This is a genomic window from Micromonospora sp. NBC_01638, from assembly GCF_045209745.1.
Lineage (GTDB): Bacteria > Actinomycetota > Actinomycetes > Mycobacteriales > Micromonosporaceae > Micromonospora.
Map to the genome: position 1 here is coordinate 3,273,373 of NZ_CP109273.1, position 19,292 is coordinate 3,292,664.

General features: G+C 71.7%; 17 protein-coding genes. 14 read left to right on the forward strand and 3 right to left on the reverse strand.

The genetic code is table 11. The annotated features are described in order from the left end of the window. The first annotated feature begins 7 nt into the window (after positions 1 to 7). The 8 genes from OG811_RS15560 to OG811_RS15595 all read left to right on the forward strand — a co-directional run bounded on the left by OG811_RS15560 (position 8) and on the right by OG811_RS15595 (position 7,589). Positions 8 to 775, forward strand: a complete 768-nt coding sequence (locus OG811_RS15560) for a G5 domain-containing protein (RefSeq protein ID WP_406075754.1) — start codon at positions 8 to 10, stop codon at positions 773 to 775. 362 nt (positions 776 to 1,137) lie between these two features. After that, positions 1,138 to 1,803: a response regulator transcription factor gene (locus OG811_RS15565; RefSeq protein ID WP_406075151.1), complete on the forward strand. Its 666-nt coding sequence runs from the start codon at positions 1,138 to 1,140 to the stop codon at positions 1,801 to 1,803. Beyond that, a complete protein-coding gene (locus OG811_RS15570; RefSeq protein ID WP_406075152.1) occupies positions 1,800 to 2,864 on the forward strand; it encodes an ATP-binding protein in 1,065 nt (354 codons plus the stop codon). The genes OG811_RS15565 and OG811_RS15570 overlap by 4 nt, the downstream gene beginning before the upstream one ends. An 80-nt stretch (positions 2,865 to 2,944) precedes the next feature. Continuing rightward, on the forward strand, positions 2,945 to 4,015 hold the full coding sequence (locus OG811_RS15575) for an acyltransferase family protein (protein ID WP_406075154.1): 1,071 nt from the start codon (positions 2,945 to 2,947) through the stop codon (positions 4,013 to 4,015). Positions 4,016 to 4,041: 26 nt separating this feature from the next. Then, on the forward strand, positions 4,042 to 5,055 hold the full coding sequence (locus OG811_RS15580) for a threonine/serine dehydratase (protein WP_406075156.1): 1,014 nt from the start codon (positions 4,042 to 4,044) through the stop codon (positions 5,053 to 5,055). Beyond that, the gene (locus OG811_RS15585; RefSeq protein ID WP_406075157.1) at positions 5,052 to 6,182 is read left to right on the forward strand and encodes a D-alanine--D-alanine ligase family protein; all 1,131 of its coding nucleotides are present in this window, start codon (positions 5,052 to 5,054) and stop codon (positions 6,180 to 6,182) included. Before OG811_RS15580 ends, OG811_RS15585 begins: the two co-directional genes overlap by 4 nt. After that, a complete protein-coding gene (locus OG811_RS15590) occupies positions 6,179 to 6,856 on the forward strand; it encodes a M15 family metallopeptidase (protein WP_406075158.1) in 678 nt (225 codons plus the stop codon). The genes OG811_RS15585 and OG811_RS15590 overlap by 4 nt, the downstream gene beginning before the upstream one ends. A gap of 58 nt (positions 6,857 to 6,914) precedes the next feature. Then, a complete protein-coding gene (locus OG811_RS15595; protein WP_406075160.1) occupies positions 6,915 to 7,589 on the forward strand; it encodes a hypothetical protein in 675 nt (224 codons plus the stop codon). Between the two features lie 34 nt (positions 7,590 to 7,623). On the opposite strand, the gene gabT is transcribed toward OG811_RS15595, so the two are convergent. Then, positions 7,624 to 8,895, reverse strand: a complete 1,272-nt coding sequence (gabT, locus tag OG811_RS15600) for a 4-aminobutyrate--2-oxoglutarate transaminase (protein ID WP_406075161.1) — start codon at positions 8,893 to 8,895, stop codon at positions 7,624 to 7,626. Between the two features lie 3 nt (positions 8,896 to 8,898). After that, on the reverse strand, positions 8,899 to 10,335 hold the full coding sequence (locus OG811_RS15605; RefSeq protein ID WP_406075163.1) for a gamma-aminobutyraldehyde dehydrogenase: 1,437 nt from the start codon (positions 10,333 to 10,335) through the stop codon (positions 8,899 to 8,901). 143 nt (positions 10,336 to 10,478) lie between these two features. On the opposite strand from OG811_RS15605, the gene OG811_RS15610 reads away from it, so the two are divergent. Further along, entirely contained in the window at positions 10,479 to 11,918 is a 1,440-nt protein-coding gene (locus OG811_RS15610) for an aldehyde dehydrogenase family protein (protein WP_406075165.1), read from the forward strand. 13 nt (positions 11,919 to 11,931) lie between these two features. On the opposite strand, the gene OG811_RS15615 is transcribed toward OG811_RS15610, so the two are convergent. Continuing rightward, complete coding sequence (locus OG811_RS15615; RefSeq protein ID WP_406075167.1) at positions 11,932 to 13,173, reverse strand: SUKH-3 domain-containing protein; 1,242 nt, start codon at positions 13,171 to 13,173, stop codon at positions 11,932 to 11,934. 79 nt (positions 13,174 to 13,252) lie between these two features. Between OG811_RS15615 and OG811_RS15620 the strand changes: the two genes are divergently transcribed. The 5 genes from OG811_RS15620 (at position 13,253) to OG811_RS15640 (ending at position 19,226) form a co-directional block, all read left to right on the forward strand. Next, complete coding sequence (locus tag OG811_RS15620; RefSeq protein WP_406075169.1) at positions 13,253 to 13,675, forward strand: YbaB/EbfC family nucleoid-associated protein; 423 nt, start codon at positions 13,253 to 13,255, stop codon at positions 13,673 to 13,675. Then, on the forward strand, positions 13,672 to 14,004 hold the full coding sequence (locus OG811_RS15625; protein WP_406075171.1) for a hypothetical protein: 333 nt from the start codon (positions 13,672 to 13,674) through the stop codon (positions 14,002 to 14,004). Before OG811_RS15620 ends, OG811_RS15625 begins: the two co-directional genes overlap by 4 nt. A gap of 15 nt (positions 14,005 to 14,019) precedes the next feature. Further along, entirely contained in the window at positions 14,020 to 18,036 is a 4,017-nt protein-coding gene (locus OG811_RS15630; RefSeq protein WP_406075173.1) for a toxin glutamine deamidase domain-containing protein, read from the forward strand. Next, entirely contained in the window at positions 18,008 to 18,325 is a 318-nt protein-coding gene (locus OG811_RS15635; RefSeq protein WP_406075175.1) for a hypothetical protein, read from the forward strand. The genes OG811_RS15630 and OG811_RS15635 overlap by 29 nt, the downstream gene beginning before the upstream one ends. 187 nt (positions 18,326 to 18,512) lie before the next feature. Next, positions 18,513 to 19,226 carry an endonuclease V gene (locus tag OG811_RS15640; RefSeq protein ID WP_406075177.1) on the forward strand — a complete coding sequence of 238 codons (714 nt, stop codon included), beginning with the start codon at positions 18,513 to 18,515 and terminating at the stop codon, positions 19,224 to 19,226. Positions 19,227 to 19,292 lie beyond the last annotated feature (66 nt).

A 19,292-nucleotide genomic window follows, 5' to 3' on the forward strand; every position in this document is an offset into this window, starting at 1 on the left:
CGTGACTATGCCACCGCAGAATCCTGGGCCACCGCACCTGCCGTCCTTCGGCCCGGGGCCGCGACCACCCGCCGCCCCGAACTGGTTCCGCCGGGCCAGCCCAGGCCGCCGCGTCGCCGTGATCCTCGGCTCGGTGGCCCTGTCGAGCCTGCTGCTCTGCTGCACGGGCGGTGCGATCATCGGCGCGCTGACCGGCGAGCCGGAGCCCACCCGTACCGGCACCGCGGCCGAGGCGCAGCAACCCATCGTGGCGGCGCCCGCCGAGCCGACCGAGGGCACTCCCGCCCAGGAGGTGTCGCCAGTCGCCGCACCCACCACTACGCCGCCGGCCTCGCCGAGCCCGTCCAGTGCCGCACCCCCACCGGTGGTGCAGGTGACAACCGTGACCGAGCAGGCCGCGATCAGGTACGGCGAGCGGACCGTCAAGGACTCGTCCCTGGCCGAGGGCAAGCGGGTCGCCCGCACCAAGGGCGTGAACGGTGTACGGACGCTGACGTACGAGGTGACCACCACGGACGGGGTGCGGACGGCCAAGAAGCTCGTCAAATCCGCCGTGACGAAACAGGCGGTGACCCAGGTCGTCGCCGTCGGCACCAAGAAGGCGCAGTCGTCGAAATGCGACCCCAACTACAGCGGCTGCGTCCCGATCGCCAGTGACGTCGACTGCGCGGGCGGCAGTGGTAACGGACCCGCCTACGTCAGTGGACCCATCCGGGTGATCGGCGACGACATCTACGACCTGGACCGCGACGGCGACGGCGTCGCCTGCGACTGATCCCACCCCACCCCACCCCCGCCCCCCGGCCCCGGCGGCGAGGAACGCCTCGTGGGCGGCACCCACCTGCGCGATCCGCTCCGCCGGGTCCGCGCCGAACTCCAGGGCGAGCCACGGGTCAGCCATCGGGCGACCTCCTCGGCGCCCCTCGTGGCGCAGCTCACCCTCGATCGTCAACCGCTCGATCCGGTCGGGACGGTGCACGCAGACGGCATGAGACGGGGACGAAGCCCACAGTCTGGGTTGCGTGGTTTGTCCGTCGAGTGCTGCCGTGGAAGATGGCTTCGGCGGGTGCTTACAGAACCCTTAACCCTGGCCTGCGACGGTATGCCGGGTAAGTCGAACTCGGGGGAGCGGAAATCGTGCGGGTGTTGGTGGCGGACGACGAGCGGTTGTTGGCGGACACGGTGGCCGAAGGCCTGCGCCGCTTTTCGATGGCCGTCGACGTCTGCTACGACGGCGATGGCGCGCTGGAGCGGATCGGGGTGAACCGGTACGACGTCGCGGTGCTGGACCGGGACATGCCCGGGCACACCGGCGACGAGGTGTGCCGCAGCATCGCCGACGCACAGGTCGGCACTCGGGTGCTGCTGCTCACCGCCGCTGCCGGCATCCGGGACCGGGTGGAGGGTCTCGGCCTCGGCGCGGACGACTACCTGACCAAGCCGTTCGCCTTCGCCGAGCTGGTCGCCCGGGTGCAGGCTCTCGGTCGACGGTCCACCCCGGCGCTGCCGCCGGTGCTGGCCCAGGACGGCCTGGTGCTGGACGTGGGCCGGCACGTGGCCACCCGGGACGGCCGCCCGCTGGCGCTGAGCCCGAAGGAGTTCGCCGTGCTGCACGTGCTGCTGCGGGCGGAAGGCCAGGTGGTCAGCGCCGAGGACCTGCTGGAGCAGGCCTGGGACGAGTTCGCGGACCCGTTCACCAACGCCGTACGGGTCACGGTGATGACCCTGCGTAAGAAGCTCGGCGATCCCGCGATCATTCACACGGTTCCGAAGGCCGGCTACCGCATCGGCGGCACGGCGTGAGCTGGACTCCCCGACGGCGGGTGCTGCTGGTGGGCCTGCTGGCGCTGCTGGCCGGGCCGGTGCTGCCGGTGGCGGGCAAGTGGCTGACGGGGGCGACCTGGAGCTGGGCACAGCAGTTGTGCCCCCTGCCCGTGCCTGGGCTGATGACGGTGTGCGGGAATGCGAGCCGGGGGGCGTTCGTGCTGCCCCTGGTGGCCGTACTGCTCGTGACCCTGGGGGCCCTGGTGGCGCTCTGGTTCGGCGCGATGTGGTGCCTGCGCCCAGTCCGTGACCTGGCTGGGCCGATCGGGCACCTCGGCCCGCAGAACCTCGGCCACCGGATCCGGCCTCGGGGCCGCGATGAGCTGGCCCAGCTGTCCCGGGCGATCGACGAAATGATGGAACGGGTCTCCGCCGGCTACGAGGGGCAGCGACGGTTCGCGGCGAACGCCTCGCACGAGTTGCGTACCCCGCTGGCGGTGCAGCGGACGCTCATCGAGGTCGGCATGGCCCGGACGCTCACCGGCGAGCAGTTGGAGCTGTTGACCAGCCAGCTGCTGGAGACCAACGAGCGCAACGAGCGGCTGATCGAGGGTCTGCTCGCGCTCAGCGAGAGCGACCAGGGTCTGCGCTCGCGGATACCGCAGCGGCTCGACACCATCGTCGCGGCGGTGCTGCCCGGCTACCAGGACCGCGCCCGGGAAGCCGGGGTCACCATCGACGCCCATCTCGGGCCCCGGGTCGTCGTCGGCGAGCGGGTGCTGCTGGAGCGCCTGGTCACCAACCTGGTGGAGAACGGGCTCAAGTACAACCGGCCCGGCGGTTCGCTGACTGTCGTGGTGAGCGATGCGCCCGCGCTGTCCGTGGTCAACACCGGCCAGCCCGTGCCGGCTGAAGCGGTGGCCGGTCTCTTCGAGCCGTTCCGCCGGCTGGCCCGGGACCGCACCTCGCATGGCGGAGGCGCCGGCCTGGGTCTGGCCATCGCCCGCTCGATCACCCAGGCGCACGACGGCATCATCGCGGCCCGGCCCGCCGAGCACGGCGGCCTGCGGGTCGACGTCCAGCTGCCCCACTCGACCTAGCGCTCCCACCCACTGTCCTCGGGGTCCGCGTATCGCTGGATCCCACCTGTGGTGTGCCCGAAAATAGAGAGGAGAGACCCGTGACGACCGAACTGGCCGCGCCAATCGCGCCCATCGTCGGCGCGCAGGCGGCGCGCGTGGTGTGGGCGGACGTCGCCAAGGGCGGTTGCCTCATCCTCGTGGTGCTCTGGCACGTCGTGGTGAAGCACTACCTGCAGATCGACTGGCGGGTCGGGTTGCCGGTGCCGGGCGCCTGGGGGTTGCTCGGGGAGCAGTTGTTGCCGCTGCGGATGCCGCTGTTCTTCACGATCTCCGGGATCTTCGCCGCGAACGCCGTCCACCGGCCGTGGCGCGTGGCCCGCCGCTCCCGGGTCAGCCGGATGTTCTACCTCTACGCGACCTGGCTGCTGATCCACACCGCCGTGCTGGCCCTCGTCCCGGGCTTCCCCACCGATCGCGCCACCGACGTCGGGGGCCTGCTGGCCCAGTTGACCGTCACCCCGTCCAACCTCTGGTACCTGTACGCGCTGGCCCTCTACTTCGTCCTGGCCAAGGTGTTGCGCCGGGTGTACCCAGCGGTGCTGATCACGGCCGCCGGCGTGCTGTCGGCGATCGCCGCGGCCGGCGTGCTGGACACCCCGGGCAACCGCGGCGGGGTCTACCAGAACCTGGTGTTCTTCCTCGCAGGCCTGCACCTGCGGCCGTTTGCCCAACGGTGGGCCGCCACCGCGACTCGGCGCCGGCTGGTGTGGACCCTCGCCTTGTACGCCGTGGCGATGGCCGCCGTAGCGGCGGTTGGTGCCGAGCGGTGGTTCGGCGTTGGCCTGCTGGTGTCCCTCTCCGCGGTGGCATTCGGTGTCACCGCCGCCGCCCGAGTGGCGGACCGGCCCCTGATCGGCGGCGCCCTGGCCGACCTGGGTCGCCGGACGCTGCCGGTCTACGTCATTCACATGCCGGTCCTCGCGCTGCTGCACCGGCTGCTCGCCGGCCCGGTCGCCGACCTGGCCGGGCCCGGCCAGGCGCTGCTGGTGGCCGGCTATCCCGTCCTGCTCACCGCGGCGGTGCTTGCGCTCAGCCTGGCGGTGCACCGCGGGTTGCTGGCGGCCCGTGCGAGCTGGCTGTTCGACCTACCCGCGTCGCACCGGCGCTGACCACACCCGCACACCAAGGAGGAACGATGTCACGCACCGTTGGCCAGGTTCGGGCCGATGTCGAGGAGGCCGCCCGCTGGCTTTCCGGCCGTGTGGTCCGCACACCCGTGCTGCGGTCCTCGGTGATCGACGGACTGGCCGGGGCTCGCGTCCTGCTGAAGGCGGAGAACCTCCAGAACGGCGGCTCGTACAAGATGCGTGGCGCGCTGCGGGCCGTTGGCCGGCTCGCTCTGGCCGGACACACCGGGGTGATCGCGCAGAGCACCGGCAACCACGCGGTGGCGGTGGCGTTGGCGGCCCGGGAGCACGGGCTGGCGGTGACGGTGGTGCTGCCGGTCGACGCGGCGCCGACGAAGGTCGACCGGGCGCGGGCGGCGGGGGCGCGGGTGGTGTTCGCCGGCACCGACGTTGGGGAGCGGGTCGCGGTGGCCAACGGGCTCAGCGACGAGAGCCGTCACCCCGTGATCGACGCGTACGACCACCCGGACGTCATCGCCGGGCAGGGCACCGCCAGCCTGGAGCTGGTCGAGGAAGCCGAGCGCGCGGGCACACCGCTGGACGCGCTGGTCGTACCGGTCGGTGGTGGTGGTGGGGTGGCGGGCGCCTGCTTGGCCGCCGCCGGCACCGGCATCGAGGTGTACGGCGTGGAACCGGCGGATTGTGACTCGCTCGCCCGCAGCCTGGCGGCTGGTGAACGCGTCCCGGTCGTGCCGGCGCCGACGATCGCGGACGGGCTGCGGCCGTCCTGCGTGGGTGAGCTGCCGTTCGCCATCGTGCGGAACGTGCTGCGCGGGGTCGTCCGGGTCGGCGACGACGAGATCGGGGCGGCGTTCCGGCTGATCCTGATGGAACTCAAGGTGCTCGCCGAGCCGTCCGGGGCGGCTGGCCTGGCCGGCGCGCTCCGGCTCGCCCCCGAAGCTGGTCGGCAGCGGACGGTCGGCGTGGTGCTGACCGGCGGCAACGTCGAGGCGGCGCTGGTGGCCCGGTTGACGGTGGGGCGACCCGCCGAGGTGACGACTGTGGAAGGAGCGGCGGCGTGAGCGCCCCAACTCGGATCGGAATCCTGTTCGGTGGACCGTCGGCGGAGCACGAGGTGTCCTGCGCGTCCGCGCTCGGGGTGGCCCGGGCGCTGGCTGGCGGCGGTTACCGCACGGTCGCCATCGGCGTCACCCGCAGCGGCGGGTTTCGGCTGATGCCCGACGCGCTGCTGGCCGAGTTGCGGGACCGGCCGGCCGGCGAGCGGGCCATCGACGACCGCCTGGTGGTGACCGGGCCGGCCGTCGAGTTGCGGGCCGGTCCGCGTCCGGGCGTCGTGCAGGTGTCCGCCGGTAACGCCCCCGGCGCGGTGCACGCCGAGCTTGACGTGGTCTTCCCGGTACTGCACGGCCCGTTCGGTGAGGACGGTGTGGTGCAGGGGCTGCTGGAGTCGCTGAACGTGCCGTACGTCGGGTGCGGCATCCTCGCCTCGGCGGTGGGTATGAACAAGGTGGCGATGAAGCGGGCGCTGCGTGCCGAGGGCATCCCGGTCACCCCGCATGTCGCGTTCGACGCGCAGACCTACCGGGCGGCCGATGACCCGGAGAAGCTGGTGGTCGGGCTGCGCCGGCCGCTCTTCGTCAAACCGGCCAACATGGGCTCCTCGATCGGCATCTCCCGGGTCGGTGCGGGCGACGACCTGGCCGCTGCCGTGGAGGAGGCGCTTCGCCACGACCAGCTCGTCATGATCGAACAGGGGGTCACCGGCCGGGAGTTGGAGTGCGCGGTGCTCGGTGGCTGGCGCCCCGAGGCGTCGGCGGTGGGCGAGGTACGGGTCGCTGGCGGCTGGTTCGACTACCAGCAGAAGTACTTCGGCGACGCCGACCCGATGATCGTCCCCGCCGTGCTGCCGGACGAGGTGACCGAGCGGGTCCGCGAGCTGTCGCTGCGCGCGTTCGCCGCGATCGGCGGTTGGGGCCTGGCCCGGGTCGACTTCTTCTACGCCGAGACGACCGGTGAGGTGTACGTCAACGAGCTGAACACCATGCCCGGCTTCACCGCGCACTCGATGTATCCGAAGGTGTGGGCGGCTGTCGGTGTCGGCTACCGGGAGGTGGTGGACCGACTCGTCGAGTTGGCCCGTGCCCGGCACGCCGAACGGTCCGCGACCACTGCGGGGCGCGTCCGATGATCCTGCTCTCCGATCCCCGGGTGGCGGCCGTGCCCAGCGCCGATGACGGCGATCCGTTGGTGGACCTGCGCGAGCTGCCGGAGCTGCGGCTCGACAGCCGGGCGGTCGACCCCGTCGGGGCGTACGCCCGGCTGCGCGCCGGAGTCGTGGACCGCCTGCTGGCCGCGCAGCGTGCCCTGCCCGGCGGGATGCGCCTGCTGGTCGTCGAGGGCTACCGGCCGTACCAGGCGCAGCTGGCCATCTTCACCGGCTACCGGGACGAGCTGCGCCGACGGCACCCGGACTGGTCGCCGGAGCGGCTGCACCGGGAGACCACCAAGTTCGTCTCGCCGGTCGAGGTGGCCCCGCACAGCACGGGCGGGGCGGTGGGCCTGACGCTGTGCACCGACGACGGCGTGGAACTGGACCTGGGCACGGCCATCGACGCCACCCCGGAGGACAGCGCCGACGCGTGCTTCACTGACGCGCCCACCATCGGCGCAACCGCCCGCCGGCACCGGCAGATCATGGTGGACGCTCTCGGCGGTGCGGGGATGGTGAACTACCCCACCGAGTGGTGGCACTGGTCGTACGGGGACCGTTACTGGGCGCTGATCACCGGTGCGCCGCACACCCGGTATGGGCCGGTGGACCTGGCTGTCGCGCGATCGAGACTCGTGCCGGCTGAACGGTAGGAGGCTCCCGCCCGTACCAGGGGAGTGAAGGACACCACCGAGGACGGGAGTGACGGCGATGAGGGTGCGGCGCAGGCACGTGCTGGCGGCGAGCGTGGCGGTGCTCGCCGCGGCGGGTGTGGCGGTGGGGACCAGCTTCGGGTTCGCTGACACCGCCCCGGCACGGTCATCCGTCTGCTCCGGCTCCGTCACCTTCTCGGCGGAGGGCGGGGCGCCGGCGGCGACCAGCGACCGTTTCCCGGTGGGTACCCAGCTGCGGGTGACCAACCTGGACAACAACCGGGCGGCCACGGTGACGGTGACCGGCCCGTCGGGCAGTTGCGTGCTGCTCAACGCGGCGGCCATGGAGCTGGTCCGGGAGCCGGGGAAGAACGTGATCCGCCGCAACGTGGTGGAACGGCTGGACGGGGCGGCGCCTCCGGTCGCGCAGCCGCCCGCCGGTACGGTCCGTCCCGGCGTCGCGTCGCCCGGCGCACCCGGTCCGGCACCGCGCTCGGCCTGCTCGGGGTCGATCACCTTCTTCGCCGAGGGCGGGGTGCCGGCGGCGACCAGCGGGCAGTTCCCGGTGGGCACGCGGCTGCGGGTGACCAACCTGGACAACAACCGGGCGACGACGGTGACGGTGACCGGCCCGTCGGGCAGTTGTGTGCTGCTCAACTCCGCAGCGATGGACCAGATCCGCGAGCCGGGCAAGAACCTGATCCGTCGCAACACCGTCGAGGTGCTGCGCTGACGTTCGGAGGGGCCCATGCGGGCCCCTCCATGGCTCAGCCGAAGGCGGCGTCGAGGATGTCGGCGCCGCGGGTGAGGTGCGCGTCGGAGATCACCAGCGGTGGCAGGAAGCGCAGGACGTTGCCGTACGTGCCGCAGGTCAGGGTGAGCAGACCAGCGGCGTGGCAGGCGGCGGAGATCGCCGCGGCGGCGACCGGGTCGGGGGTGAGCGTGCCCGGTTGCACCAGCTCCACGGCGAGCATTGCGCCCCGGCCGCGTACCTCGGCGACCCGGGGATCCCGTTCGGCGACGGCCCGTAGCCGGGGGACCAGCAGGGACTCGATCCGCCGCGCCGCACCGGCCAGGTCCAGCTCGTGCATGGTCTCGATGGTGGCCAGCGCGGCGGCGCAGGCGATCGGGTTGCCGCCGTACGTGCCGCCGAGGCCGCCGACGTGCACCGCGTCCATCAGTTCGGCCCGACCGGTCACCGCAGCCAGCGGCAGGCCACCGGCGATGCCCTTGGCCAGGGTCACCAGGTCGGGCTCGACGCCCTCGTGCTGGCAGGCGAACCAGTCGCCGGTGCGGCAGAAACCGGTCTGGATCTCGTCGGCGACGAAGACCACCCCGGCCGCCGTCGCCCAGGCGCGCAGCGCCGGCAGAAAACCCGGCGCGGGTACGACGAAGCCGCCCTCGCCCTGGATCGGCTCGATGAGCAGTGCGGCGACATTGTCCGCGCCCACCTGCTTCTCGATCATCTCGACTGCCCGTGCCGCCGCCTCTGCGCCGGAGAGCCCGCCGTCGCGCAGCGGGTACGACATCGGCACTCGGTAGATCTCCCCGGCGAACGGCCCGAACCGGTGTTTGTACGGCATGTTCTTCGCGGTCAACGCCATGGTCAGGTTGGTCCGGCCGTGGTACGCGTGGTCGAAGACCACCACCGCGGGCCGCCCGGTCGCGTGTCGGGCGATCTTGACGGCGTTCTCCACCGCCTCCGCGCCGGAGTTGAACAGCGCCGAGCGCTTCTCGAACCCGCCCGGCGTCAGCGCGTTCAGCTGCTCGCACACCGCCACGTACGACTCGTACGGCGCGACCATGAAGCAGGTGTGGGTGAACCGCTCGACCTGCGCCCGGACCGCCTCGACCACCCTTGGCGCCGAGTTGCCGACGCTGGTCACGGCGATGCCGGCGGCGAAGTCGATCCACTCCCGGCCGTCGACGTCGGTGAGTGTCCCGCCGGACGCGGTGTCCACGTAGGACCCGATGACGCTGCCCACACCCCGGGCGACGGCACCGCCGCGCCGCTTGTGCAGTTCCTCGCTCGACGGCATGGGTCAGCCCTCGATGTTGTGCATGACGTGCTTGATCCGGGTGTAGTCCTCCAGGCTGTAGACCGACAGGTCCTTGCCGTGCCCGGAGTGCTTGAAGCCGCCGTGCGGCATCTCGGAGACGAACGGGATGTGCGTGTTGACCCAGACGCAGCCGAAGTCCAGTCGCCGGGTCATCCGCATCGCCCGGCCGTGGTCCTTCGTCCAGACCGACGCCGACAGGCCGTAGTCGACGCCGTTGGCCCAGCGCACCGCCTCGTCCTCGTCGGTGAAGCGCTGCACGGTGATGACCGGGCCGAACACCTCGTCCTGGATGATCTCGTCGGCCTGGCGCAGCCCGGAGACCACGGTCGGCGCGTAGAAGTAGCCGCGCTCACCTTGGCGGGAACCACCGGTCTGGATCGCCGCGTGGTCCGGCAGTCGGTCGACGAAGCCGCTGACCCGGGCGAGCTGGTTGGCGTTGTTCAGCGGACCGTAGAGCACGTCGGCGTCGTCCGGTGCGCCGGTCTTCGTGCCGCGGGCCTGCTCGGCGAGTGCCGCCACGAAGTCGTCGTGGATGCCCGGGCCGGCCAGCACCCGGGTGGCCGCGGTGCAGTCCTGCCCGGCGTTGAAGTAGCCGCCCACCGCGATGGCCTCGGCCGCCGCCTCCACATCCGCGTCGTCGAAGATCACCACCGGGGCCTTCCCGCCCAACTCCAGGTGGGTCCGCTTCAGGTCGGGGGCCGCCGCGGCGGCGACCTCCATGCCCGCGCGGGTCGAGCCGGTGATCGACACCAGCTGCGGGGTCGGGTGCGACACGAGGGTACGACCGGTGTCCCGGTCGCCGCAGACCACGTTGAACACCCCCGGCGGGAAGAACTCGGCGGCGATCTCGGCGAGCAGCAGCGTCGACACCGGCGTGGTGTCCGACGGCTTGAGCACCACCGTGTTGCCGGCGGCGAGCGCAGGGGCGATCTTCCAGACCGCCATCATCAGCGGGTAGTTCCAGGGGGTGACCTGGGCGCAGACGCCGATCGGCTCGCGCCGCACGTACGAGGTGTGCCCCGCCAGGTACTCCCCGGCGGACCGCCCCTCCAACATTCGGGCGGCGCCGGCGAAGAACCGGAACTGGTCCACCGCGGGCGGCAGCTCCTCCTCGGCGGTGAGCTGGCGCGGCTTGCCGGTGTTGCGGACCTCGGCGTCGACCAGCTCGGCAGCACGCGCCTCCACGGCGTCGGCGAGCTTGAGCAGCGCCCTCTGCCGCTCGGCGGGGGTGACCTCCCGCCAGCTCTCGAAGGCGGTGGCGGCGGCACTCATCGCCGCGTCCACGTCGGCGGGACCGGAGACCGGGGCCTGGGCGAACACCTCACCCGTGCAGGGGTCGACCAGGTCGGCGTAGCCGCCATCGGCCGGATCGACGTAGGAGCCGTTGACGAAGTTGCGCAGCTGCTGCTGGTCACTCATGACTGGATCTCTCCGAGGGGGCCGGGGGTGCCGTTCTGCGGCGGTTATCGCAATCTGTCTGCCATCTTGGCTACTGAATTCGCGGCAGACAAGGGTTGGGGCAACTGTTTCCGTCGGCCGTGCTCTCGTCTACGCTGCTCGACGTGGAGCCCGCAGCCTTCTTCGTCGCCTCCCGCCCCGCCACCGGCGAGGGGGAGCTGACCGTCCACCACCCGTACGACGGGCGCCCGGTGGGGCGTACCACCCTCGCCACGCCCGACCAGGTCGAAGCCGCCATCGCCGCGGCGGCCGAGGTGGCCGCGCAGGCCGCGGCCCTGCCCGCGCACGGCCGCGCGGCGGCCCTGGACCACGTGTCCCGACGGCTCGCCGAGCGCGCCGAAGAGGTCGCCGCCCTGATCACCGCGGAGAACGGCAAGCCGGTCAAGTGGGCGCGGGCCGAGGTGGGGCGGGCGGTGTCGACCTTCCGGTGGGCTGCCGAGGAAGCCCGCCGCTTCTCCGGGGAGTTGCAACGACTCGACACGGACCCGGCCGCCGGCGGTCGGATCGCGCTGGTCCGGAGGGTGCCGAGAGGGCCGGTGCTGGGCATCACGCCGTTCAACTTTCCGCTCAACCTCGTCGCCCACAAGGTGGCACCGGCCATCGCCGTCGGTGCGCCGATCATCGTCAAGCCCGCACCCGCGACGCCCCTGTCCGCGCTGCTGCTCGGCGAGTTGTTGGCCGAGACCGATCTTCCGGTCGGGATGTTCTCGGTGCTGCCGCTGCCCAACGACCGTGCCGCCGAGCTGGTCACCGATCCCCGGCTGCCGGTGGTGTCGTTCACCGGCTCCGGGCCGGTCGGCGCGGCCATCCGCCGCGCGGTGCCGGAGAAGCACGTGACGCTGGAGTTGGGCGGCAACGCGGCGGCCGTGATCTGCGCGGACTGGACGTCCGACGAGGACCTGGGCTTCGCCGCGCAGCGCATCGCGACGTTCGCCAACTACCAGGCCGGCCAGTCGTGCATCGCCGTCCAGCGGGTGTACGTGCACCACGCGCTCTACGCCGACTTTCTGCCCCGGTTGGTGGCGGCGGTGCGTGGGCTGCGTACCGGAGACCCCACCTCCGAGCTGACGGACGTCGGGCCGATGGTGTCCGAGGACGCGGCCCGCCGGGTCGAGACGTGGGTGGCCGAGGCGGTCACCGCCGGCGCCGCCATCGAGGTGGGTGGCGACCGCGACGGCGCGACGCATCCCCCGACCGTGCTCACCGGCGTGCCGGCCACCGCCAAGGTCGTCGCCGAGGAGGTCTTCGGGCCCGTGCTGGTGGTCGCCCCGGTCGCCGACGACCAGGCCGCGTTCACCGCGGTCAACGATTCGGCGTACGGGTTGCAGGCCGGCGTGTTCACCCACCGGCTGGACGTCGCCTTCTCCGCCGCCCGCACACTCGAGGTGGGCGGGGTGATCATCGGCGACGTGCCGTCCTACCGCGCCGACCAGATGCCGTACGGCGGGGTGAAGGGCAGCGGGGTTGGCCGGGAGGGGTTGCGCAGCGCGATGGACGACTACACCGAGCCCCGGGTCATGATGCTGACCGGCCTGGCGCTGTGATCGGCCTCCCGCTTCAGTCGGCCTGCCAGGTGCCGTCGTCGCGGACCCTTGCGGGGGCGCGGCCGAGCAGCAGAGTCGTCAGTGCGGCGTCGATGGTGTCGCCGAGGAACCACTCACCGGCCTGATCGAGCGCGAAGACCCGGCCGCGCTCGTCCACCGCCAGGATGCTGTCCTGCTGCTCGGTGCCGATCGGGAAGAGTCGCACGCCGAGCACCGCGCCGAAGTCCGCCAGCGTGTCGGCGGTGTGCGCGATGGTGTGCGGGCGGATGTCGAAACGGGAAATCCACACCTGCTCGCCCCGGCCGCGGCGGGCACCGACCAGGCTGGGGAACGCGGTCAGCGCCTCCACGGCGGCGGGAAAGACCGTGTGCTGGTGGGTCAGCCCCGGCACCGCGGTGACATCCCGCACGGCTGCGGCAGCCATGATCTGGTCCCCGATGTGCGGACGCCACCCGGCCGCGACCAGAGCGTTGGCGACCTCCGCCGGGAAGCGCCCAGGATCGGGGTCGGGCTGCGCCGGCGCCCGCCAGGTTTCGGTGTAGGCCCGAGCCGACTCCGGCAGGACGTTGGCGCGCACCAGGAAGGTGATGCACGAGTCGCAGGGCAGCTCGGCGGGGCCACCAGCGGGATCATCCGGCTCTCGGATCCGGACAATCTCGAACGGGGCGTCCTCCAGCAAGGCCGCCGCCTCGGCCCGACCCATTGGCGCGATGCCCTCGGCGGCCCGGCGGTGGTCGTATTCGTGCAGCACGTCGGAGACCACGATCAGCTCGGCGTGAGCTTCCCCGCCACGGACCAGATCCCCAGGGGGCAGCTGGTCCAGATAGGTGCGGACGAGCGGGTGATGATTCAGCGGCACGCCGCCCTTCGCGCCCTGGGCCGTCCAGATTCGTCCGTCGACGGTCAGGTGCGCCGCGGTGTTCGGGGTAGCTACCCGATGGATTTCCCGGACCAGCAGACTGGCTGGATCGACAGTACGGGGAGCGGTCGGCCCCGCGGGCTGGCTGCGCCGATATAACTCGGCCACCACCGTGCTCGGCACCCGGGGCCAGGTGGTGACTCTGCCGGTCTGCTTGTCGATGACGCTCGTCGGCAAATCGCCGGGGACCGTGCGTACCTCGGTGGGCACGACTGACGTGATGACGTAGCCGAGGTCGAACTCGTCGACCATTGGCGTGCACTCGTGGCCGAGGCGCTGCGAATCACGGCGAGCCCAGGTGGCCGCGAGCTGCTCGGCCTGTCGACGGTCGATCACGCACTGAAACTACCGGACTACACGAATCGATGGCGGCCGGTATGGTTTCGGTCTACCGACGGTGACGGGAGGGGCGGCGGTGAGCGATCACGTGGACCGGGGCGCCAATCGTGAGCTAAGGGCCCGATTCGACGAGGTGTACGGGCAATACCAGCAGCTCAGGTCCGGTTTGGACACGCTGCAGGCGCGGCTCGCCGAGCTGCGGGTGACCCGGCGGTCGGCCGACGGGCAGGTGACGGCGACCGTGGGCGCCCAGGGCCAGTTGATCGAGGTCGAGCTGGCACCCGCCGTCTACCGGGACCGGGACGTCGGAGCGCTCAGCCGAAAAATCACCGAAACGATCCGCGCCGCCGCGACCGCTGCCACCGACGCCACCCGCGACCTCGTCGCCGAGAGCATGCCGACCGGCTCCGGGTCGGTGGACTTCCTGCGTACCGGAGATTACGGCGCGCTGCTCGGCCGCGCCGACACCGCGCTCGGCAGGGGCGAGGGGACGGCATGACCGACGGGCAGCTCTGGCTCGACCCGTCCCGGGCCTGCCGGGGCGGTGCCGACCTGGCACTCGCCGGCGAGGCCGTGACGGCCCGTCGGGCGGCGGAAGGTGGTGCGATCGAGACCGCCAGCGGTGCCAGGCCATGGGGTCGTGACGACATCGGCGCCGCGTTCGAGCGCAACTACCGCAGGTTCGAGCAGACCGTGCTGCGGGCCTGGGCGGGCGTCGGGCACCGGCTCACCGAGCTGGGCGACGACGTGGTTGGCGCTGTCGATGCGAGCGTGCAGACCGACGGGGCCAGCGCCGCCCGGCTCGGTCGGGCCGCCGACCAGCGCTGACGGCCGGCGATCCCGATGAGCGTGCTGCCGAGCCCGATTCCGCATCCACTGGACTACGCACCCTGGGACGCGCCGGGCTGGATCTACGACGCCCTCGACTGGGTGGTCGGCGTGCAGTGGCCGGAGGGCAACGAGCGGGCCGTCTGGGACGTCGCCGACCAGTGGTACGCCGTCGCCTCCGTACTCACCGGCCCGCACGCTGATGCGGCTGCGGCCGCCATGGAGGTGCACAGCGGGTACGGCGGCGTCGGGGCGGTCGACGCGGCCTTCGAGGCAGCCTGGCGGGGGATCGCCGAAGGCGCCGACGCGCCGCTCCCGGTGCTGCTCGCGGTCACCGCCGACCTGGGCCGGCTTGTCGAGGAGTGCGGCTGCGACATCGAGGGCGCCAAGCTGGAAATCTGGATCGAGCTGGGCATCCTGGTCGTCGAGCTGCTCTCGGTGGCGGTGGTGGCGGTGCTCACGGCCGGGGCCGCCACGCCGGCCGCCGGCGCGGCGATCACCGCGACCCGGCTGCTGGTTCAACAGATCCTCAAGCGGCTGATGGGCCAACTGGCCAGCAAATCCCTCAAACACGGGCTCAAGGAGGCCGGCGAGCGGGCCGCCAAGGAGGTCGCGCGGGGTGGCGTGCGCGGGCTCGCCAAGCGCGCCGCCCGTGAAGGGGCGGAGGAGGCCGCCGAGGAGGCCGGGGTCACCCTGGCCACCCAGGCCTACCAGAACTCCACCGGGCGGGCGCACGGCCTGGACCTGACCGACCTCGGCGCGTCGGCGGTCGGCGGGCTCGCCGGCGGGGCGGTGGCACCGCTGGCCGGCCTGGGCCGGCGCACGGCCGGGCGAGCGGCGCGAGCCGGGGAACATCTGGGGCGGGAGATGACCGGCGAGGTGCTCGCCGAGAGCGCCGCAAGCCTGGCCACCGGTCAGGGTCTCACCTCGGTGGAGGACGTGGTACGCGCTGCCGCGTCCGGGGCCACCGGATCGGCGACCGGCCAGACCGACCACGCGTTACGCGCCCGGCTCGACGCCCAGGCCAACGCCCTCGCCGGGGCATCACTCGCCGGCCCCTCCCTTCCTTCCGTGGCGCCTCTCGCGGGCGACTCGGCATCCTCTGCGTCGTCCTTTACCGGGGCTGCGTTCACGGCGGCTCCACCTCAGGTGGCCGCGAGTGTGGCGACAGCGGATGGGGTGGTTTCGTCTCCAGGCGTTGCGGTGCAGGCGGCGGCCGCCTCGTCGTCACCGGACCAGGTGGTGCTGCCTGAGCTGTCGCAGGGTGCCGAGTTGCCGTCCTTCAGCGACTCCCACGTGAACGGTTCGTCGTCGCCGATGCCGGTCGGCGCACTGTCCGACGCGGACGTTGCTGAGCGTTCACTGCGTCCGTCCGAGTCGCTGCCGGTCGCGGACGGGCCTCTCCCGGAGCGGGCCGACACAACGCACCCGGTCGCGGCCGATCCGGCGCTCCCTCCGGTGGCCGCCGATCCGACGCTCCCTCCGGTGGCCGCCGACCCGACGCTCTCGTCAGTGGCCACCGATCCGACGCTCTCGTCGGTGGTCGCACCCGTGGCCGGGACCCTCGAACCGACCAGCGGGCCGGCCACCGGTGTCACGCCGGGCCAGCACGCCGCCACCTCAGCCCCAACCGCCTGGTCTCCGTCGACTGGCACGCCAGCGCCGACTACCGCCCCCGGCCCGACAGCGCCGGTCACGTTCGCCGCCCCAACCGCGACCAACGGCACGCTGCCGGGCACCAACACTGCACCGGTGGTGGGCCGATACGCCGTGCCATCGCGCGTCCCGACGCCCGACCTGCTCGCGCCGATGCGAGCGCCGGCCCATCCGGCTCGGGGCAGGGCGTCGATTCCCGTCGATGTAGCGGCGTTCGGCGATCCGCCGGTGCCCACCCCCGAAACCAACGCCTGGTACGCGGCGCAGTGGGCCGCCGAGGCGGAAGCCGCCGAGCGGCGGCGCTACCAGAGCCACTACGAGTCGCAGCGAAACGGATTCGAGAACAATCGCCGGCAGGCAGAGGCCGCTCGAATGCGCGCCCGGGCGGCGGAGCACGATCGCAGGGCCGTCGAATACTCCGCCTATGCTCGACAGTTGCACCAAACCGGTCACCGGCAGTGGGCCGACGGCTGGCAGCGGGCCGCGAACGCCGAGACACGCGCGTACGGCCAATGGCGTGACCTGGCAGACGCGGTGCTGGCCGGCACCACGGCGCCGCTGGTCGTGGACATCGACGCCGCCACCTTCGAATACGCCAACCGGGACGTGGGCGCGCTCGCGCTCGGCGCGGTGGAGACCACCGGTCCGTCCCGGCTCACCGGCGACGACGGTCCCCCGCCGATCGATGACTCCCGGCCGTACGGGCGGCCCGGAGGACTGCGCCCACCGCTCGCCCTGCACCAGGTCGACGTCGAACGGCAGATGCCCCGCGAATCGAATGGCACCATCACACGCACCGCCGACCCCCGACAGGGCGGCTGGTTCCGGCTCCTGAACGACGGAGGTCCCGCGGCCGACGCCACCCGGGGCATCAACTGCCTGGACTGCACGCTGTCGTTGTTCGAGACCTGGGTGCACGGGCGGCCACGGGTGTCGGCGCCGCGTACCTTCGACGGCTACCTGGACGGTGACATCCAGCGCCCCATCCGTGGCGAGGCAGGCGGCCCGGGCCGGGTCGAGGACGTGACCGGCGGGCGCTTCCAGCAACTCCTCGCCCCGCCGTCCGACCAGCGCCCGCACGCCGAGCAGGCGCGGCAGGCCGCCGACCGGGGCTTCCGCAACCTGCACGACCAACTGCTGCTGGGAGGCCACGGCAGCTACGCGTTCCTGGTCACCGAGTGGCCACACGGCGGTTCGCACGCCTGGGTGGCGCTCAACCAGAACGGCACGGTGCTCTACGTCGACCCGCAGAACGGCGTGGTCCGGGACCGGCCGTTGTACCCCGATGTGGTCGGCATCGACGCGCTGGTGCTGAGCGGGGACGGCCGGCCGATGCCGCTCGGAGGGCTTGCCCGGGGCCGGTTCAGTGAGCGGCCCGACCTGCCGGACCACCCGCCGACGGAGGACGACAGCGGCCATGGTGACCCGTACATCAACCGGATGTACCTGCTGCTGGACGGCCCGGGGTCGGTGCAGCACCCCGTCACGTCGGACGGCGGCGAGGCCGGAAACGGCGAGCCGGATCCTCTGACCGGTGAGTTGGCGCAGCTCGCTACTGCGGAGTGGGAGGCGTTGACCGGCCTTCGTGATCGCGCGCTCGGGGTTGCTGATCGAGTCGAGGACGCTTTGGCTCAGGTCGGGCGGAACGTGACGGAGACTATGGGCCTCAGCGAGCCGGTTCAACTGCGCGATCGCGACTTTCGCGTTAAAGGGCTGGATTCACTGGCAAGGAAGTACCTCGATGAGGCACGGGGTCTGGACATCGGAGTCGAGGAATTCGCGGAGACAGTGAACGACGTCCTGAGGTTCTTGTTCGAGATGCCATCTGGGGAGAACTATCGGCACGGTGTCCAACTGGTGCTCGTGGGCCTCGTGGAGGCTGGTTTCAACGTCTCACAGTCGGACCTCAAGAACTTCTGGCGGGCAGGTAACAGGTTCTATGGATTCAACTGCACCCTCCGATCGCCGGACGGGTTCCTCCTTGAGTTGCAGATGCACACACGCGAGTCGAGGGAAGCGTGGATGCAGACACACGGCGACTACGAGATCCTGCGCCAGGTCTCGAGCAGGCCGGAGGAGCATGTGCAAGCGTTCCTGCGGATGCTTGCCACAAACCGTGAGCGCCGGATGTCGGAGTGCGTACCCCCCGGATTGGACGATCAGTTCCCGACTAAGGACGCCAGCTTTGCCAAGTGGTTGAGTCGGAACGGAGATGCCTGGCAGAAGTATCGATCTTGGCTCGACCGGCAAGGGACTAGCTTTGCGCAGGTAGTGCGGGAGTTGGGACTCGGGTCTCACGACTTCCCAGTAGCAGGAGACGTCGCCGTTCAGTTGGAGAAGGAAATTGTTGACGTATTACGTGATCTACCGGAATGACGAAAGGGTGGGAGGGCCCGCAGGTCTATTCATCATGGATGTGGGTGCAGGCAAGGCGATCCTTTGGGATCACCGCAGCCGGGGTTGGGCCTTCGATCCGGGGCTTGTTGTGCGCTTCGTGAATGACTATCGAAATATTGACCGCTTCGAGACCGTTGATCGTGCGACGGCCGAGAACGTGGCCGTGACCGTCACCGGTGGTACCGCGTTGCCCGACGAGGAGGGGATCCGCGCCATGTTCGCGGCAACTTCCGGGGGCGGTGGTCGACAGCCGTTCGGTCAGCGGTGAGGCAGATGTGGATCCGGCAGGCGTCCAGGCGTGTCACGCGATGCGAAGGGAGCAGGTCGCTATTCGTCAATCCGCATGGGGGCGAGCCTTGCCTGATCGTGGGTCCCCGCAGTCGTGGGAAGCGAAGATCGACTCCGGTTTGGTGATATCGGGGCATCCAGGTCTGGGGGATAGCCCGATATCCGTGATGCCGAGTGGATCATGGCGAGCGGCGGCGGTGCCGGGGGGTGTGGTGGTGCCGGGCAGTGTTGTGAAGGCGATGGCCGTACAGGAGGAGTTGCGGCCGTTGGTCGACCTGGTCGGGCCGGGGCCGAGTGCGCCCGCGACGGTGGCCGGCCTGGACGTCGCGTACGCCGAGGGTGGTGACCTTCTGGCCGCGGCCGTGACGGTGCTGGACGCCCGGACGTTGGCCGTGGTGGACTCCGCGGTCAGCGTGGGTCGGCCGGCGTTCGGCTACGTGCCGGGGCTGTTCGCGTTCCGTGAGTTGCCCGCGTTGCTCGCCGCGCTGGGTCGCCTCACCACCCTCCCGGACCTGCTGGTCTGCGACGGGCACGGGCTGGCCCATCCGCGCCGGTTCGGGCTGGCCTGTCACCTCGGGGTGGTCACCGGCTTGCCCGCGATCGGGGTGGGAAAGACGCCGCTGGTCGGGACGTGGGATCCGCCGGCCGTCGAGCGGGGTGCCTGGTCGCCGTTGCGCGACGGCGGCGACGTCGTCGGCCGGGTGTTGCGAACACGGGACGGGGTGAAACCGGTCTTCGTCAGCGTCGGCCATCGGATGAGCCTGGAGAACGCGTCCGCACAGGTGCTCGCGCTGAGTCCGCGCTACCGCCTGCCGGAGACCACCCGCACCGCCGACCGACTCTGCCGCGACGCCCTCGCCCGTGCGGGGCAGGCCGACTGATCGCGCGGAGCAGGCCGACTGATCGCGCGGACAGCCCGACCGATACACCTTCCGCAGCAGGTCGGC

Excerpts from the sequence above, each read along its gene's own strand:
- OG811_RS15605 (WP_406075163.1), bottom strand. The coding sequence starts at position 10,335 with ATGAGTGACCAGCAGCAGCTGCGCAACTTCGTCAACGGCTCCTACGTC.
- OG811_RS15640 (WP_406075177.1), top strand. The coding sequence starts at position 18,513 with ATGCCGAGTGGATCATGGCGAGCGGCGGCGGTGCCGGGGGGTGTGGTG.
- OG811_RS15595 (WP_406075160.1), top strand. The coding sequence starts at position 6,915 with ATGAGGGTGCGGCGCAGGCACGTGCTGGCGGCGAGCGTGGCGGTGCTC.
- OG811_RS15625 (WP_406075171.1), top strand. The coding sequence starts at position 13,672 with ATGACCGACGGGCAGCTCTGGCTCGACCCGTCCCGGGCCTGCCGGGGC.
- OG811_RS15560 (WP_406075754.1), top strand. The coding sequence starts at position 8 with ATGCCACCGCAGAATCCTGGGCCACCGCACCTGCCGTCCTTCGGCCCG.
- OG811_RS15630 (WP_406075173.1), top strand. The coding sequence starts at position 14,020 with ATGAGCGTGCTGCCGAGCCCGATTCCGCATCCACTGGACTACGCACCC.
- gabT (WP_406075161.1), bottom strand. The coding sequence starts at position 8,895 with ATGCCGTCGAGCGAGGAACTGCACAAGCGGCGCGGCGGTGCCGTCGCC.
- OG811_RS15580 (WP_406075156.1), top strand. The coding sequence starts at position 4,042 with ATGTCACGCACCGTTGGCCAGGTTCGGGCCGATGTCGAGGAGGCCGCC.
- OG811_RS15590 (WP_406075158.1), top strand. The coding sequence starts at position 6,179 with ATGATCCTGCTCTCCGATCCCCGGGTGGCGGCCGTGCCCAGCGCCGAT.